This window comes from Bacillus cereus G9842 (assembly GCF_000021305.1).
GTDB lineage: Bacteria > Bacillota > Bacilli > Bacillales > Bacillaceae_G > Bacillus_A > Bacillus_A thuringiensis_S.
Genome location: NC_011772.1, coordinates 2750148 through 2765420, shown reverse-complemented (window position 1 = coordinate 2765420; position 15273 = coordinate 2750148). Strand labels below are relative to the sequence as shown.

Sequence of the window (15273 nt, the reverse complement as noted above, 5' to 3'; positions counted from 1 at the left end):
GTCTAAAAAGGGGTGGTCAAAATGGAAGGGTTACAAGATGTAAGAAACGATGTTCAAGAAATTAAGCAAGAGATCGAGGACATTCGTTTAGAGATTAAAGGGTTAGAAATACGAACAACAGGTAACGAGAAAGATATTGATAATATCAACAAGCAGTTAGATAAAATCAGCGCCAATACTACCTGGATTTTACGACTTATTGTCGGTGGAATTGTTGGAGCAGCTCTCACTTTCTTTTTGAAAGGAGGTGGTATGTAATGTTTGAAATTACTGTAATGATTGGAATTGTAGTAGGTCTTTCACAGATTGGAAAAACAATTGGATTACAAACAAAACATGTTCCGTTACTAAATTTAACGCTTGGCATTATGCTAGGCGTTTTATTTATGGGCGGAGATATCAAAACAAATGTATTCCAGGGAATCATCATTGGACTATCAGCAAGTGGATTATTTGACCATACAAAAATTATGAAAAAGGATGTTGATGCTAAATGAAAAAGACAATGAAACACATTACCTCGTTACTTATGATTCTAGTACTTGCTGTTTCTTTTGCTACAAGTGCTTTTGCTGATCGAACACTTATTATTCCAGATTTACCGAAACAACCATACCGTTATGGTGTAGGTGCCTATGAGGGCGTTGTAGCACATTCTACAGCAACTCCAGAAGCTCCAGCTATTAATATTCAAAAATATGAGTCTCGTACATGGAGAAATGCATTTGTTCACTATGCAGTCGATTGGGACGAAACAATCCAAATTGCTGATACAAAATACATTGCTTATGGTGGCGGTCCTGGTGCTAATAAACGATTTGTACATGTAGAGTTATGCGAAACAGCGGACTATACAAAATTCAAACGCAGCTATGACAAATATGTTAAGTTACTAGCTAAAATCTTACGTGACCGTGGGTTATCTGTAGAAAAAGGATTGTGGACACATAGTGATGTAACTCATTACCTTGGTGGTACAGATCATGAAGATCCAATTGATTACTTAAAGTCTCACGGCGTTTCAGAAGCTCAATTTAGAGCAGACGTACAACGAGCATACAATAATTCTAGCGTGGATGTTTCTGTCCCTGAAAAGCCATCTAAACCAGCAGAAATACCCACATTAGTAACAGACGGTATCGCCTATATTGAAGGTTACAACGTTAACTTACGTAAAGGACCAGATAAAAGCTATTCTAAAATTTGTCAACTAAACAAACCAGAGTCTTATATTGTGTGGGCGGAAAAGGATGGTTGGTTAAATCTTGGTGGAGATCAGTGGATTAAGAACGATCCATCTTATGTGAAGTTTAATAAGAAAAGCACAGTAGATTCTTCTATTGTTGGAAAGCGCGTTGTTTCAAAAGTTAACAATCTACGTTTCTATGACGCTCCATCTTGGCAGGATAAAGATGTGGCTGGTTCTGTAGATGCAGGATTAGGATTTACAATTGATGCGAAAGTAAATGTAGATGGTTCAACGCAATATAAAGTACACAATAGCAAAGGAAAAACATACTATGTAACAGCAAGTGAAGCCTATGTGTATGTGAAGTGAAAAGGTGGTCTACTTAATTAAGAGTAGACCACCTTTTTTTATTTAGTTAACATAATAATTTATTAAACTTAAATTTAAATTAAATGTATTACTTTTGTACAAGGTATATTGCTGCAAGAATAAACAAGTATAAGTTTATCTCTAAATTTATTGATATAATGGTAAAGTGAAAGGAAAACACATTTAGTTGTAATTTAGGAGGAGTGCTCAATGTCGACATTACTAGATGAATCTACGAAGCCTATTGTTGAAAGTATATTAGATTATATTAAAAGGGATAATACAACTTCAGCTGTTTTGTTAAATGGGAAATGGGGAAGTGGGAAAACTTATTTTTGGAAGAATATATTAAAAAAGGAAATCGAAGATGTGGGGAAGAGGGTAATTTATGTATCCTTATATGGTATTAGTAGTATAGAAGAAATTGATAAAAAAATTGTATTGGGTAAGTGGGAATTTGTTGAAAAGATTTCGAATAGCAAAGTAGGAGGAAGAATTTCTGAGATAGGAAAAGTTGCTTTTGGTGTGATAAAAAAATTAGATCCTACAGGTGTAAGTGATCAGCTTACTAATATGAATTTTGAGGATCTATTAAATTATAATGATACTGTTCTATGTTTTGATGATTTAGAACGAGTGAATATGCGAGTTGACGAGGTATTAGGATATATAAATAACTTTGTAGAACATGATGGAACGAAGGTTATAATTATTGGAAATGAAGAAGAAATAGCCGATAAATTAAATGATCAAAATCGTGAACTTAAGATGTTGACTACGTTTTTTTATTTGAAAAAAGCAGAAGAACGTAAAAGAACTCCTCAAGAAATACAAGGAGAGGAAATATCAGAAAATGATTTAATCGCAAATAAATTAAATGATTTATTCCATAAACAAAATGAATATAAAAGAATTAAGGAAAAGCTTATTGGAAAAACGTTAACAATCCAATTAGATGAAGGACCTCTAATCCAAGATATAATTAATAAAACAAAGGTACTAAAATTACATAGTTTTTTAGATCATAATATAGATATTATTGAAACAATCTTTAAAGAAAGTGAAACAAAAAATATTAGAGTCTTGAAGCAAGGGTTAGAAGATTTCGACTTAATTTATAAACGTTTTGAAGAATGTGGTTATGAATCAAATGTAATGCTTCAATCAGTTTTAAAATTTGTAATGGCAGCTTCATTCGCAATAAAAAATAATATGCCAGGTAACGAAATACTAGAGGAAATCATTTCATACGAGGATTTTGAAATGAATAGAGGATTTTTTGGTGGAAAGGGGAAGGAATTTCTTGAGGGATTTTACAGAAGGTATTACAAAGGTAAAGTTAGGGGGCCTGAAAGGACATTTTTTAAATTCGCTGAGGTACTAATAAGAAAAGGAATATTTAACAAAGAATTATTTAAAGAGGAAATGGATGACTTCCAGTCAGTTCTAAATGGAGCAAAACAAATAGATCCACACGAAACGTTTATTAAAGGAGGATATTGGTATTTCACTGATGATGAAAAATTTTTGGAAATTACAAATACTATATATAATAGACTAATAAATGGGGATTTCCATTTTATTTTTTATTTCCAAGCGTATTTAATGTTCAGGTTTTTCTCTAGCAAAAATATAATTACCAAAGATATTTTTGATATAAAAAGTGAATTGTTGAACGGATTGGAAAAAAAAGAATACAAGGGGGACTACATTGAAAATATTGAAAAGTTTATTTATATAGAAGAAGGTGAAAAGGATGAAAATCTTGAGGAGTTTAGAGATAAGATAATTAAAATAAATAATGAATTGAAAATAGAAAAAGAACAAGAGAATGTAAAAGAACTAGTTAAACTAATGCAAATTGAGCCTTATAGATTTTATATAAGGGTCAAAGAAAGCTATGCATCAGTTCCTTTTTTTGCGTATTGTAATGTGGATGAATTATATAAAAGTATAATGAAATTATCAGCATTAGAAATCAGAGACATTATATGGTTAATAAAACAGAGAATCACATTAGTTAGTGGGAATAGTGAATTACTAAAAGAACTTCCTAATTTACTAATACTTAAGTGTAAGTTAATTGATGAGATTAATGATCATAAAATGACGCTTAGACTAGCTTCATTAAAAGAGCTAATAGAAAAAATTGATGAATTTGAAGATAAGATAAAGTGTTTAAATAGTACAAGCCAAGCAACTTTATAAAGATAAAAAAACGGCTCTAATAAGTCGGCTTTTATTTTGTATATCAAAAAAATTGCATATAATCATTGAATCTAGTAGACTGAAAAGTAATTTATTAGAAAAGGAGTGTTAATATGGCAAGAAGTCAATTGCTAAAAGATGTAGTAAGTGGACAAGCGAGTCTTGAAAACATTTTGTTAAGGTTGAAGGTTATATTATCAGATCTAGATAATGATTTAATTATGAGTTGGATTCAAGGAGAGCTACACGGTTATGACTCCGGTGAGGAATTACCTACGTATAGGGTATTAAAAGGTTCTCCGGTGGGTACATATTTAGTTAACGGTTCTGCGAAATATACAAATGCTCAGGTACCTATAGAAGCTGTGTTGGATAAAGAGATGATAGAAAACATGATTACTGTTAATGTGAAAGACAGCATTAAGACTCTTGAAGAAATTCTAAATGGTAAAAGTAAAGAAAATTACGGTATAGTTGTACCGACTAGTATATGCCATGGTATATCCAATTATAATCTTCAAATAATTGGAATGACAATAAAATGTGCTTCTAATCTACTTAGTGGAATAGTATCGAAGGTCAAATCGAAATTAGTTGATATTATTATGGAATTAGAGAAACAATACGAAAACTTGGATGAGATGGATATAAAGTCTCAAGTAGATGAAGATACAACTAAAAAGGAACAGGTTATTCTTAACATTGAGCAGATCATTTTTGACGAGTCTATAAAATTGGGTGATAAGAATAAACTAAGTAGGTCTGGAATAGGTAATTGGTTTGGGAGGGGAAAATGAGTATAAAAATTGGAGATAAGAATAAAATTAAAAACTCTAATATTGGCCATCAATATAATGCTCCGCCCCCAAATAAAAATAAGACATTCGTTGAAAGACATCCTATTCTGATTTCGTTTTTAGTTTCATTAGTAGTAGGATTCATTTTACTCTTTTCTTTTTGGAAAGATATCATAGACTGGATAGAAAAACTGTTTTAACACGAAAAAAGAACCGGAAATAAAACCGGTTCTTTTTTTATTTCTTCCATTCTACTAAAGTACGTTTCTTACAACTCCCGCAGTCAAAGTATCCTGATCCTTTTGAAATCCTACGCTTGTGATTACAATTAGGACACTGTACCTCTTGTTTTTCAAATGATGCATATATAAAGCCTAATGAAAAAAGGAAGAGTGGAATTGCAAATAGTAACCCAACTATTGTAATACCTAAAATAACAGAAAATATGATACCGAAAATTCCGAAAATAAATGACGTTTTACGGCCGACTTTTTCTTTTACAGCACTCTTTTTATGATCTACTTCAATGATAAACGTATTACCATCTGCAATTATTTTAGTCTCCATATTTCTCCTCCTTTACCATTTTTAAATAAGTATATCAGAGTATTAAGAAATATTTCTATAAACAAAAACAGTACATTTATTTTATGTACTGTACAACGTCTTCAATACGGTATGTTTTATCGACACCGTTTTCTTCAGCTAATTGGTTTAAAGCGTCCAGGATTGATTTTAGTGTATCGAAACGTACAAGACCAACCTCACCATTAACTAGATTACTAATAGTGGCTGGGCGAACTTTTGATTCCACTGCTAACTTGTTTTTGGTAATCCCAATTTCCTCCATCGTTTCTCCTAAAGTGAATACCATAGAACTCATGGTAATACCTCCGTTCATTCCGATCATTTATTACTTTTCATTTTACACAATTTACATATCAAAGTAAAACTTTTTTCGGTAGACTATTGACGTATGACTTCTGGAGTAATATATTAATACTAATAAAGTTTTACTCCTAAAGTCATACTTTTATATGAATATGAAGGGTGGAACAGTATAGATGCAAAAAATAAGCGATTACTTCGGTTTAGAAACAAAATCTGATGGTACTTGGTTTTATGGTTTTTATACTGTAGCTTCGGTTTTATTCCTTATCAATATGCTTATAGCTCATGTGCTATAAACTCTTTCGTTAACTAAATATTGGACAACCTCCAGCCTCGTGTATATCCTTATTCGAAAAAACAGATATACACGAGGTCTAGTTTTCTATTGTCTTTTTTAGGTAACTAAGAGGAGAATCCACACGAGGAATGACCTAACACTCGTTAAACTTGAACAGGTTAGCTAAGCCAACGTCAGAAAGTTAAGCGTCCTAACGAATAGCGTTTCCTTGTTTACGTTGTTAGGAGTCTAGGCGAGTACGGCCATTAACGGTACGGCGGTTGCTTGGCGTGCTACGGCACGGGTAGCAGCTGATAATGAAAGAATTATAGGTTACGAGTAATGAAGGATACGCCAGTAGTGCATTTCCTTTCCTGATTCTTTCTGCAGATAGGACAAGCTTTATCTGTAAAAAGTCAGCTGTGTAAGAAATTACAGCGTTTAAACAGGGTGTTACTATACGGATTCCTTAACCCGATAGACCATGATTGACAGAACGTCTACTTTTACGACGCTTTTTATTTTTGAAGCGTTGTAAGGTAGCCATTCTCTGCCCTAGCCGTTGTCCTATACCCTCATCCCATGATTGTCTGTCGAAAGCACAAGTCAAGTGTAAAATAAAAATAAAAACTTATTAAGGCTGGAGGGGGAGGAATTATTCCTCGATGGTCCAGATATCCTCAATTGGTTTACCGAGTTCTTTGCAGATTAGATAGGCCGTATCAAAACGAGGTTTAGTACGATTACGAACAATTGCACTAAGAGTAGAGTCGTCAACTCCAATACGTTTTGCAAAATCACTCTGTTTAATATCAAGTTCTGCAAAGATTACTTTAAGTCTACATTTAAACTTCATATACACTCACCTCAAGAATTTACTTTCTATATACAGAAATAAACTCCTTTATAAATAGTACAGGCTAAAAAGAAAAAAATTGGTGTGGACGTGCAAAAATAGTTCTCTAGGTCATATACCTATATTAAGACCACGAGGAATACCAAGTGGAACTAAGGACATCAAGAGGGGAAAGGTGAGGAATAATGAGACCTGGATATAAGTATTTACCTCGTATGCAGCTGTATCCGTCACAAACCTTGTTTAACATGTACACAGAAGCGGACGACGAAAATGAAGTGCGTTGTGTGTACGATCACATTGCAAAACACGATATGCTACAAAATTTAAATTACATCGATATCGTTGATTTGTTAGGGGAAGAGGAACCTTATGGACCGTATAACGAGATAGGGATTAGGGATTCAGAAAAGGATTGATGCGTATTTAGATGATTGTAAACAGTGGAGGGATGAATAATGAGATGGCAATATGATTACTTAAATGACACTCCGTATTTGTATTCATCAAAAGAGCTAAGAAACATGTATAAGGAGTCCAGAGGAAAAGGAGAGGCTAATTCTATCGTAAAGCATATGGAAAGACATGAGGTGTTTAACAATAAAGAATACCGAGGTTATTACAGCTTATCTAACGATATTATGGAGAATCTATACGGGGAAGAGGAAGAAATTCTTGAATGGGATGAAATGGTTAATCAGTATCAACCGATTCTCACGTCAAAAGGATTACAACTAAAGAGAAAGAGGGATTCGATATGACACTTGCTGGGGAAGTTGTAGTAATTTGGACAGCGACAGGATTGTCTGTAGTGGCGATGAAGGTAGCTGAGAAAATGGGGATGCATGTTCCACATTGGCTTCCACGTATGACGATGTATACAACTCTTACCGGCTCGTTTTTGTATCTTCTACGTTATGTGCTAATGGTGTTTCTTTGAAGGAATGGAACCTGGAATCATGGGACACTTTGTTATATAAGAAAAATAACTTGTATGTAAATCTTCCAGTAAAGAGCAACTATATCCTTTAAGGATATATAAGGAGTGAACCCCTATGCTTGAATTGTTATTAATACCTGCAGTTTCGCTCGGGTACGCTTTGCTAAATGATAGTTTAAAAGGAAAAGAGGATGATAGAAAGAAGATACAAGTATTCTTTGAAGTAAGTGGGATTGCAATTAGGAAGGGTGAAAAATTACATTATCCGGTTTTTCTCGAAAGAAAAGAAGATGATCGTAGTACGACTTATGTATATAAACTTCCGTTAGGGATGCCATCTAAATTAATACAAAAGGTTGAGGATGTTGTAAGTGAAGGATTAAATAAGCCTGTACGTATCAAATACGATAACTACAAGATAATGATTCGGGTATTCAGTAAACGTATCCCAAAAAAGTGGTGTTGGAATGAAGGGCTAGTAAAAAAAGGTGAATGGCAAGTACCGATGGGGCAAAGCATCGAGAAGTTAATTTATCATGACTTTGATAAAACTCCTCATATGGTACTAGGTGGTCTTACACGAATGGGGAAAACAGTATTTATGAAAGTGCTACTTACTACTTTGATTGAGGCGAACCCTGAAAATGCTCACGTATATTTAATTGATTTAAAAGAAAAGGGATTAGAATTTAGCGAGTTTAGCGGCTTAAAACAGGTGGTGGAAGTGGCTGACTCTGTAGAGAAAGCACATCATGTACTAAAACAAATAATGAAAAAAATCGAAGAGCGTGGAAAATTCATGAAGGAAAATGGTTACAAAAATATTGTTGAAACAAAAGAAAAAGGTCGGTATTTTGTTATTGTTGACGAAGGTGCCGTGCTTGCTCCGGCCAAAGGATTACCACGTCATGTTAATAAAATCCGAGAAGAGTGTCAGTATATGCTTAGTTATATCGCAACTGTATCAGGAGGTTTAGGATTTCGTTTGATTCTGGCTACCCAGTATCCTACGGTTACTTCAATCCCATCAGTAGTAAAGCAAATGTCTGACGCGAAGTTAGGATTTCGGTTACCAACATATAAGGCATCTGAGGTTGTTCTTGATGAATCGGGGCTAGAAACATTGCCGTCCTTACCTGGTAGAGCTATTTATAAAACTGATCGACTAACTGAGCTGCAGGTACCGTTTATTAGCGATGAAATGATGTGGGAACATCTTAAACAATACGAGGTGAAAAAAGATGAACATCCAGACACATATCAAAATAAACCGTCAGATGACGATTCTGACCTCGATTAGAAAGCTGAAATTCGCAACACGTAGGCATCTAATGGCGGTGCACGATATGGGAGGGATTCGTAACGCAAATCGTATTTTAAAAGACCTCAGTCCTTATGTAAATAATACAGTGTACCAAAAAGAGTACGTGTATTATTTAAATAAAAAGGGCCGTGAACTGTTCGACGATACAGAGAAGATTGTACCAAATAGCCGATTAGCTCACAGCCTTATGCGTAATGAAGCGTGGCTCTATCTGTTTTGTCCCGACGACTGGCAGATAGAAACACCTATACGTTATAAAGTAGATGATAAAAAGAAGACAATTATTCCAGACGTAAAATTGCGAGATGAAGAAGGAATTTTAAATGCTGTTGAAATAGATCGTACGCAAATGATGCATGTGAACGCTGAAAAGATGAGCAGGTATAGGGAATTTTCGTTATACTACAAAAACAAATACAACGGAAAAATACCGCTCATTCATTTCTTTACCATGACAGAATACAGACAAAAAAAGCTGGAGCAACTTGCAGCTAAATACGATGTGTATGTGAAAGTTTATGTGGTTCCATGTGTTTCATGATGAAAAATTACTGGACTCGTGTAAACATTTTAGGGTGTAATAACCGGTTGTGGATTAACGGCGAAAGTGGTGCGGTTTATCAAAGTAAAAGAGACAGTAAACGATGGATGTGGCGAAACAATATTATCGATGCACCGGATCTGGATAGTGCTGAAAAGGTTATAAGGTTACTGGATTTACAGCCTGAAACGCACAGAAAGTTGTTTAGCGGTCTAATTACAAGGAAGAGGTGATTCACCTATGAATTTATTACCACCTCCACAAATCAATAAGGATGCTGTAATTGATGACTTGAAAAGACGATTAGCAGCAACTGAATTCCAGCGCGATCACTATGAACACTTATACTGGGAATCAAATAGGGAAGCTTATAAATATTGGTGCGAATTGAATTCTAAAAAAGCATTGGATTCAAAGTAGAAATGAGGAGGGGAATTATATGACTTCTATCAAAGTTAACGGTGAATATATAGCTCCAAAAGGAAGCGCGATTTGCGAATGGTGTAAACGTACACTAAAAAAAGGAGAATGGGTAAAAAATAATTTTGAATACGGTATCTTTCATAAAGAATGTCACGATGAGTACATGGCGAACGAATTTCCATATGATTACGGTAGATGGGGAAATGATATTACAGAGGAAGATGTAGACTAAAACCTTAGAACCCTAACAGTAATAATACTTATATATTATATATATTTATAAGTTATATATTTATATTATATATATAAGGTATATTTTTTATAGAGGGGGTTCTTTTTTGTTTTTGTTTTTACTAGATGTTGTTGTGTATTGTTTACCCCCTCCTAAATTTTTGAGATTTATATATTTTTATTTTGACGACTGTAGAAAGTCGTCTTTTTACATTGGTAATAGATTGCCAGCTTTCGCGGTTAATCATATAATTTAATCATGATTATTCTTAGCAACAAACAGGAGAGGGGGTGTAAAAATTGCGGTATGCTGTGTATGTACGTGTATCAACTGATAAGGACGAACAAGTATCATCAGTTGAAAACCAGGTTGATATTTGCCGATACTGGATTGAGAAGAATGGTTATGAATGGGATCAGAATGCTGTGTATTTTGACGATGGTATTTCGGGTACCGCATGGCTTGAGCGCCATGCGATGCAGCTTATATTACAGAAAGTTAGGAAAAATGAATTAGATACGGTAGTTTTTAAATCGATACACCGCTTAGCCCGCGACCTTAAAGATGCGCTAGAGATTAAAGAAATATTACTTGGTCATGGGGTGCGTTTAGTAACGATTGAGGAAGGTTACGATAGTTACTATGAGGGTAATAATGATATGAAATTCGAGATATATGCGATGTTTGCTGCGCAACTCCCTAAGACATTATCAACATCCATCTCAGCAGCATTAAGTGCTAAAGTAAGACGTGGGGAGCATACAGGAACCATTCCTTTTGGTTATGATCGTATTGATAAAAAATTAATAATTAATGAGGAGGAAGCGCTCCTTGTTAAGGAAATGTTTGACTGGTATGAAGACGGACGAGGATATCGTATGATTGCTAATAACTTAAATAAAAAGGGATGCAGGACAAGATTCGGAAACTTATGGTCTGAGGCATCTGTAAAAACAATAGTCACTAACTCTTTATATACCGGTGAACATGTAATGCACAAATATAAAACAGTAAAAGTTGATGGTAAAAAGAAAACCGTTAAAAACCCTAAAGAGAAGTGGTTAGTATTTGAAAATCACCATGATGCTATAATTTCAAAAGAACAATGGGAACGTATAAATCCAGTAAGTGGCGTGAAGGATAAAAAAACAAAATCAGATTATCGTAATGAGTTTCGGGGAATAGTATGGTGTGCACACTGTGGTAAAAGAGTAAGAGCAATTTATGCTGGAGTACGCAGTAAATATGAGCGCGTGTATATGAAATGTTCGACGTATAAGGCGTACGGGACATGTATAAATCATATACCAGTCCGATATGAAGATTTTCGTAATTTAATCTTAGAACGATTAAAACAAAAGCAGGAGTATATTGAAACTAGATTAGTTGCACAAATTAAGGACAAGCTGCAAGAAAAAATAGCAAAATCAAAAAAGACGATTAAACAGCTGGGGAGTAAAAAAGAAAAACTATTAGAACTTTACATGGACTCGTTCATTGATAAAGAAACTTTCGTTAATCGAAACAGGAAATTAGAAGATGAGATGACAGCTCAGGAACTTCAATTACTTAAATTAAAAGATAAAGATATTCAAAACAGGGAAACAAAGGATATACAGGATGCTTTTATGCTGTTGCAGGAGGAACAGGACTTACATAAAGCTTTTCAGAAACTAATAAAAAAAATAGTGTTTTATCAAGATGGGAAGCTAGATATAGAATATACTTTTGATTATTAATTTTTGTAGCTATTGATATAATGAACATCAAGTAATAACTGGCAGCAAACACAAAATAAATGGTTAGATTATTGGTTGTACGGAATTGAAAATGGAATTATGGATGAACCAATGGTTGATGTGCAAAGAGAAAATAAATCGTGGCAAAAGATAAAAAATTGGCCAGATCCAGCGGCTGTACCTTCAAAAATCCGTATGTATTTAAGTAATAAATCAGTCAATTTGCGACTAAGTATGGGATCGGTTAATAAAGTTTTCTCATTCGTAGATGATGCACAAATAAAATCAAATCAATTAGTAGCAAACCCAGAATTAGAAGTAGCCAATCGATTAGTATATACAATGCCTGTACTGCAAAAAGATACGCGTATAAGTGGTATACCAAAGATTTCAATTACAGGAAATATTGATCAATCTGTATCAAATTTAACAGCATTACTTGTTGACTATGGAGGAGCGAAGCCGGAAATCGTAACGAGAGGCTGGATGGATCCACAAAACTTAAAGAGTATAGAAAATTCAACGGCGATTCAACCGGGCAAAGATTATACATTTACATGGGACATGCAGCCAGATGATTATGTATTTAAAGTGGGGCATCAAATCGGAGTTGTTTTAATTGCAAGTGATTATGATTATACAATTAGACCGAAAGCTGGAACGAAACTTACAGTGAAATTAAGTGAAGTGACATTGCCGATTGTGAAATAAATATTTTTTCTAAAGAGCTTACTAAAGTAAGCTCTTTAATTTACAGTCTGAATTTTTAATTTTTATATTTCAAATTGGAAGGTTATGTAATACAATATCATTATATTCTATGGAAAGTGAGTGATATATTATGACAGTCAGCTCTTTCAAAATCTCATTAAAATTCGAGGTACAGGAAGATTAGTTGAATTGAAATCTTCCGTACGTAAAAACGGAGGAGAAAATAAATGTTTAGTTTTTATAGTACACTTTGTACGGAACTGTATGATTACACAAAACCAGTCGGTTATTCTTTGAATGGTGATATTGAGTATTACAAAGAACGTTTAAAAGATTGTAGAGGAAGAATCCTCGAAGCTGCAGTAGGTTCAGGGCGTGTCATCATTCCACTTCTAGAGGCTGGTTTTACAGTAGATGGGATAGATTATTCACCTGAAATGCTAGATTCTTGCCGTAAGCGCTGTAAAGAGAGAGGCTTACATCCTAATTTATATGAAGGAAGCTTGCAACAATTATCACTTCCGCATAAATATGAGGCAATTATCATTCCTACTGGATCTTTTTGTTTAATTGAAAATCGTGTCGATTCTATAAACGCATTGAAATATTTTTATGAACATCTTAATCCAGGCGGACGATTAATCGTAGATATTATGCTTCCGTATGACTGGAAGACTGGGGAAATTCATACATCGACTTTTTCTTTGCCGAGCGGAGACGGAATCACATTAGAAAATAAATCAATTGAAATAGATTGGCTGAACCAAGTTACTGTATCATATTTGAAATATGAAAAGTGGAGTAAAGGACAGTTAGTACAAACAGAACTACAACGCTTTGCGGTACGTTGGTATGGAATAGAAGAGTTTAAACTTCTGTTAGAAAGTATAGGTTTCTCTAATATTACTTGCTCTGCTGAATATGCTTATAAAAACGAACCGTCAAATGCAAATCAAATGTTTACTTTTGAAGCTGTGCGAAAAGAATAGAACTAATACTATGAATAAAAAAATAAGGCAATCGATTAAAAATCGGCTGCCTTATTTTTAATTTTATGTAATTGTTTATAGAGAAAGATCGGAGGGAAATAAATGAAACTTATATTAATATTTGGCCCACAAGCAGTTGGGAAAATGACAGTGGGTCAAGAATTAGCAACATTAACCGGTTTAAAACTTTTTCATAACCACATGACAATTGATTTAGTAAGTCCAATTTTTGATTACAGTACGACAGAAGCAAAAAGGCTAGTAAGTTTATTTCGTAATGAAATATTTGAAGAAGTATCTAAAAGTGATTTATCTGGAATGATTTTTACGTATATATGGGCATTTGACCTCCAATCGGATTGGGATTATATACATTATGTAGAAAGTATTTTTGAATCAAAAGGTGGGACAGTGTATTTTATAGAGCTGGAAGCGGAATTAGATGAAAGATTAGAACGGAATAAAAGTCCGAATAGATTAGAACATAAACCGAAAAAAAGAGATATTGAGTGGTCTCAAAATAATTTGAAAGAGACGATGAAAAAGCATAGATTAAACTCTCTTCATGGTGAAATTGAAAAAGAAGAGTATATAAAAATTAATAACACGTATTTGAGTGCAAAAGAAGTAGCGGAAATGATTAAAGAGAAGTTTCAATTGTAAAATTTTTGAAGTCTATTTCGTTTCCATTGTCTAAGCATTCTCCTACTAATTACATATACTATTTATGTTAAAATCGGTCGCTATTTTAATATATATAACTATACAGGGAAGAGGAGAGAATAAATTTGGAAAACGTAGAACAAGATAGAATTGAAAATCAAGTGTATTCAAATCGTGTAGTAAGATCAGAATTTGATGCGAATTGGGAAACTTGTATATCAAAGAGTGGTTATGTAATTTATGTAGCAACAAGTAATAATGCTGAAGTAATAGTGCTTCTTGCAGATGGTTCAAGTAAATTATTAATTTTTGAAAAAGGCGGTAAAGTAGTAGTAGGTGGCGGTGGAACAAGTCATTACAGTAAGCCGCATATTGCAATAAATATTTAAGGTAAAACATGTTAATTGAGAAGAAGCTGGAAAACGGTTAGTCATTCATATTTAGAGAATGACTAACCGTTTTTAAATGTGGTTTTTGAAGAATTATATAAGCAATATAAAAAGCATTTCCTATTTCGGCAAATGCTTTTTATATGTTATAGTATAATAGTGTCCTAAAGTAATGTTATTTTAATATATTTCAAATTTTGTTGTGTATTATTTTTATATTAAATTAGCACCTAAAGTATTTTTTTATATAAGGAGTAATAATTAGAGAAATGAAAAATATAGACTTTATACTAGAAAGTGATGAGGCATTAAAACCGTCTGAACGATTAGTGCTATTATTATTAGAGAAGCATAGAATGTTATATACGAACGATCTATTGGCATTATCAAATTTATCATATAAAACATTAACAGATTCATTAACGGCGCTTGTTTTAAAATCGTATGTGTTAAAGGAAACAGGTAAGGGAAGAAGACAGAATTGCTATAGATTAGTATGATAAGGCAGCTGTTTTAGAGAATTTTACATATGTTTTTTTCAAACGTAAGGTGAAAAAAGTTTTTTGTTTTCAAACGAAAAACTCAATATAAGAGGGACGAAGATAGTGGCGTTTCATTTTTGTAAACGTAATTATTTCTTCATTGAAAATACAAAAAAATAAACCGCATAAAACAGAAATAAAAAAACAATCCATTTTTAAAATGGATTGTTTTTTTATTGGAATAATATTATTT

22 protein-coding genes and 1 pseudogene are annotated in these 15273 nt (G+C 33.5%); 20 read left to right on the top strand and 3 right to left on the bottom strand.

Going from position 1 to position 15273, the window contains the following annotated elements:
* Nucleotides 1-21: 21 nt before the first annotated feature.
* From BCG9842_RS13905 to BCG9842_RS13880, 6 genes are all read left to right on the top strand, one after another.
* Nucleotides 22-258, top strand: a complete 237-nt coding sequence (locus BCG9842_RS13905; protein WP_000398728.1) for a hemolysin XhlA family protein — start codon at nucleotides 22-24, stop codon at nucleotides 256-258.
* Nucleotides 258-497 (top strand): hypothetical protein, encoded by a 240-nt coding sequence (locus tag BCG9842_RS13900; protein ID WP_000461720.1) that lies wholly within the window; start codon nucleotides 258-260, stop codon nucleotides 495-497. Before BCG9842_RS13905 ends, BCG9842_RS13900 begins: the two co-directional genes overlap by 1 nt.
* On the top strand, nucleotides 494-1558 hold the full coding sequence (locus BCG9842_RS13895) for a peptidoglycan recognition protein family protein (protein ID WP_000753420.1): 1065 nt from the start codon (nucleotides 494-496) through the stop codon (nucleotides 1556-1558). Before BCG9842_RS13900 ends, BCG9842_RS13895 begins: the two co-directional genes overlap by 4 nt.
* Before the next feature lie 210 nt (nucleotides 1559-1768).
* On the top strand, nucleotides 1769-3766 hold the full coding sequence (locus BCG9842_RS13890) for a P-loop NTPase fold protein (RefSeq protein WP_000105714.1): 1998 nt from the start codon (nucleotides 1769-1771) through the stop codon (nucleotides 3764-3766).
* A 113-nt stretch (nucleotides 3767-3879) separates the two neighbouring features.
* On the top strand, nucleotides 3880-4563 hold the full coding sequence (locus BCG9842_RS13885) for an AbiTii domain-containing protein (protein WP_000124466.1): 684 nt from the start codon (nucleotides 3880-3882) through the stop codon (nucleotides 4561-4563).
* On the top strand, nucleotides 4560-4763 hold the full coding sequence (locus BCG9842_RS13880) for a hypothetical protein (RefSeq protein WP_000023297.1): 204 nt from the start codon (nucleotides 4560-4562) through the stop codon (nucleotides 4761-4763). Before BCG9842_RS13885 ends, BCG9842_RS13880 begins: the two co-directional genes overlap by 4 nt.
* A gap of 37 nt (nucleotides 4764-4800) precedes the next feature.
* Here the strand turns inward: BCG9842_RS13880 and BCG9842_RS13875 are convergent, their stop codons facing one another.
* Both BCG9842_RS13875 and BCG9842_RS13870 read right to left on the bottom strand, forming a co-directional pair.
* The gene (locus tag BCG9842_RS13875; protein WP_000448283.1) at nucleotides 4801-5130 is read right to left on the bottom strand and encodes a hypothetical protein; all 330 of its coding nucleotides are present in this window, start codon (nucleotides 5128-5130) and stop codon (nucleotides 4801-4803) included.
* Between the two features lie 76 nt (nucleotides 5131-5206).
* Nucleotides 5207-5446 (bottom strand): helix-turn-helix domain-containing protein, encoded by a 240-nt coding sequence (locus BCG9842_RS13870; RefSeq protein WP_000097410.1) that lies wholly within the window; start codon nucleotides 5444-5446, stop codon nucleotides 5207-5209.
* Between the two features lie 181 nt (nucleotides 5447-5627).
* Between BCG9842_RS13870 and BCG9842_RS31005 the strand changes: the two genes are divergently transcribed.
* On the top strand, nucleotides 5628-5750 hold the full coding sequence (locus BCG9842_RS31005) for a DUF3961 domain-containing protein (protein WP_001169626.1): 123 nt from the start codon (nucleotides 5628-5630) through the stop codon (nucleotides 5748-5750).
* A 636-nt stretch (nucleotides 5751-6386) separates the two neighbouring features.
* Here the strand turns inward: BCG9842_RS31005 and BCG9842_RS13865 are convergent.
* The gene (locus BCG9842_RS13865; RefSeq protein WP_000669090.1) at nucleotides 6387-6587 is read right to left on the bottom strand and encodes a helix-turn-helix transcriptional regulator; all 201 of its coding nucleotides are present in this window, start codon (nucleotides 6585-6587) and stop codon (nucleotides 6387-6389) included.
* 185 nt (nucleotides 6588-6772) lie between these two features.
* Between BCG9842_RS13865 and BCG9842_RS13860 the strand changes: the two genes are divergently transcribed.
* The 13 genes and pseudogenes from BCG9842_RS13860 (at nucleotide 6773) to BCG9842_RS13795 (ending at nucleotide 15038) form a co-directional block, all read left to right on the top strand.
* The gene (locus BCG9842_RS13860; protein ID WP_232297543.1) at nucleotides 6773-7006 is read left to right on the top strand and encodes a hypothetical protein; all 234 of its coding nucleotides are present in this window, start codon (nucleotides 6773-6775) and stop codon (nucleotides 7004-7006) included.
* 39 nt (nucleotides 7007-7045) lie between these two features.
* Nucleotides 7046-7348 carry a hypothetical protein gene (locus tag BCG9842_RS13855; RefSeq protein WP_001267621.1) on the top strand — a complete coding sequence of 101 codons (303 nt, stop codon included), beginning with the start codon at nucleotides 7046-7048 and terminating at the stop codon, nucleotides 7346-7348.
* Nucleotides 7345-7527: a hypothetical protein gene (locus tag BCG9842_RS13850; RefSeq protein ID WP_000170793.1), complete on the top strand. Its 183-nt coding sequence runs from the start codon at nucleotides 7345-7347 to the stop codon at nucleotides 7525-7527. The genes BCG9842_RS13855 and BCG9842_RS13850 overlap by 4 nt, the downstream gene beginning before the upstream one ends.
* A 115-nt stretch (nucleotides 7528-7642) precedes the next feature.
* Complete coding sequence (locus BCG9842_RS13845) at nucleotides 7643-8827, top strand: FtsK/SpoIIIE domain-containing protein (RefSeq protein ID WP_000891525.1); 1185 nt, start codon at nucleotides 7643-7645, stop codon at nucleotides 8825-8827.
* Entirely contained in the window at nucleotides 8769-9392 is a 624-nt protein-coding gene (locus tag BCG9842_RS13840) for a replication-relaxation family protein (protein ID WP_079997175.1), read from the top strand. The genes BCG9842_RS13845 and BCG9842_RS13840 overlap by 59 nt, the downstream gene beginning before the upstream one ends.
* Nucleotides 9393-9632: 240 nt before the next feature.
* Nucleotides 9633-9812 carry a hypothetical protein gene (locus tag BCG9842_RS13830; RefSeq protein ID WP_001050810.1) on the top strand — a complete coding sequence of 60 codons (180 nt, stop codon included), beginning with the start codon at nucleotides 9633-9635 and terminating at the stop codon, nucleotides 9810-9812.
* A gap of 19 nt (nucleotides 9813-9831) precedes the next feature.
* A complete protein-coding gene (locus BCG9842_RS13825; protein WP_000200735.1) occupies nucleotides 9832-10047 on the top strand; it encodes a hypothetical protein in 216 nt (71 codons plus the stop codon).
* A 299-nt stretch (nucleotides 10048-10346) separates the two neighbouring features.
* A complete protein-coding gene (locus tag BCG9842_RS13820) occupies nucleotides 10347-11786 on the top strand; it encodes a recombinase family protein (protein ID WP_001268070.1) in 1440 nt (479 codons plus the stop codon).
* Nucleotides 11787-11810: 24 nt separating this feature from the next.
* Nucleotides 11811-12497 (top strand): annotated as a pseudogene (locus tag BCG9842_RS13815) (CocE/NonD family hydrolase C-terminal non-catalytic domain-containing protein); the annotation flags it as partial.
* Between the two features lie 227 nt (nucleotides 12498-12724).
* Complete coding sequence (locus BCG9842_RS13810; protein WP_000490920.1) at nucleotides 12725-13486, top strand: class I SAM-dependent methyltransferase; 762 nt, start codon at nucleotides 12725-12727, stop codon at nucleotides 13484-13486.
* Between the two features lie 102 nt (nucleotides 13487-13588).
* Complete coding sequence (locus BCG9842_RS13805) at nucleotides 13589-14149, top strand: AAA family ATPase (RefSeq protein WP_000767068.1); 561 nt, start codon at nucleotides 13589-13591, stop codon at nucleotides 14147-14149.
* A 125-nt stretch (nucleotides 14150-14274) separates the two neighbouring features.
* Nucleotides 14275-14538 (top strand): hypothetical protein, encoded by a 264-nt coding sequence (locus tag BCG9842_RS13800; protein WP_000432422.1) that lies wholly within the window; start codon nucleotides 14275-14277, stop codon nucleotides 14536-14538.
* Between the two features lie 269 nt (nucleotides 14539-14807).
* The gene (locus BCG9842_RS13795; RefSeq protein ID WP_000789031.1) at nucleotides 14808-15038 is read left to right on the top strand and encodes a hypothetical protein; all 231 of its coding nucleotides are present in this window, start codon (nucleotides 14808-14810) and stop codon (nucleotides 15036-15038) included.
* Nucleotides 15039-15273: the final 235 nt, after the last annotated feature.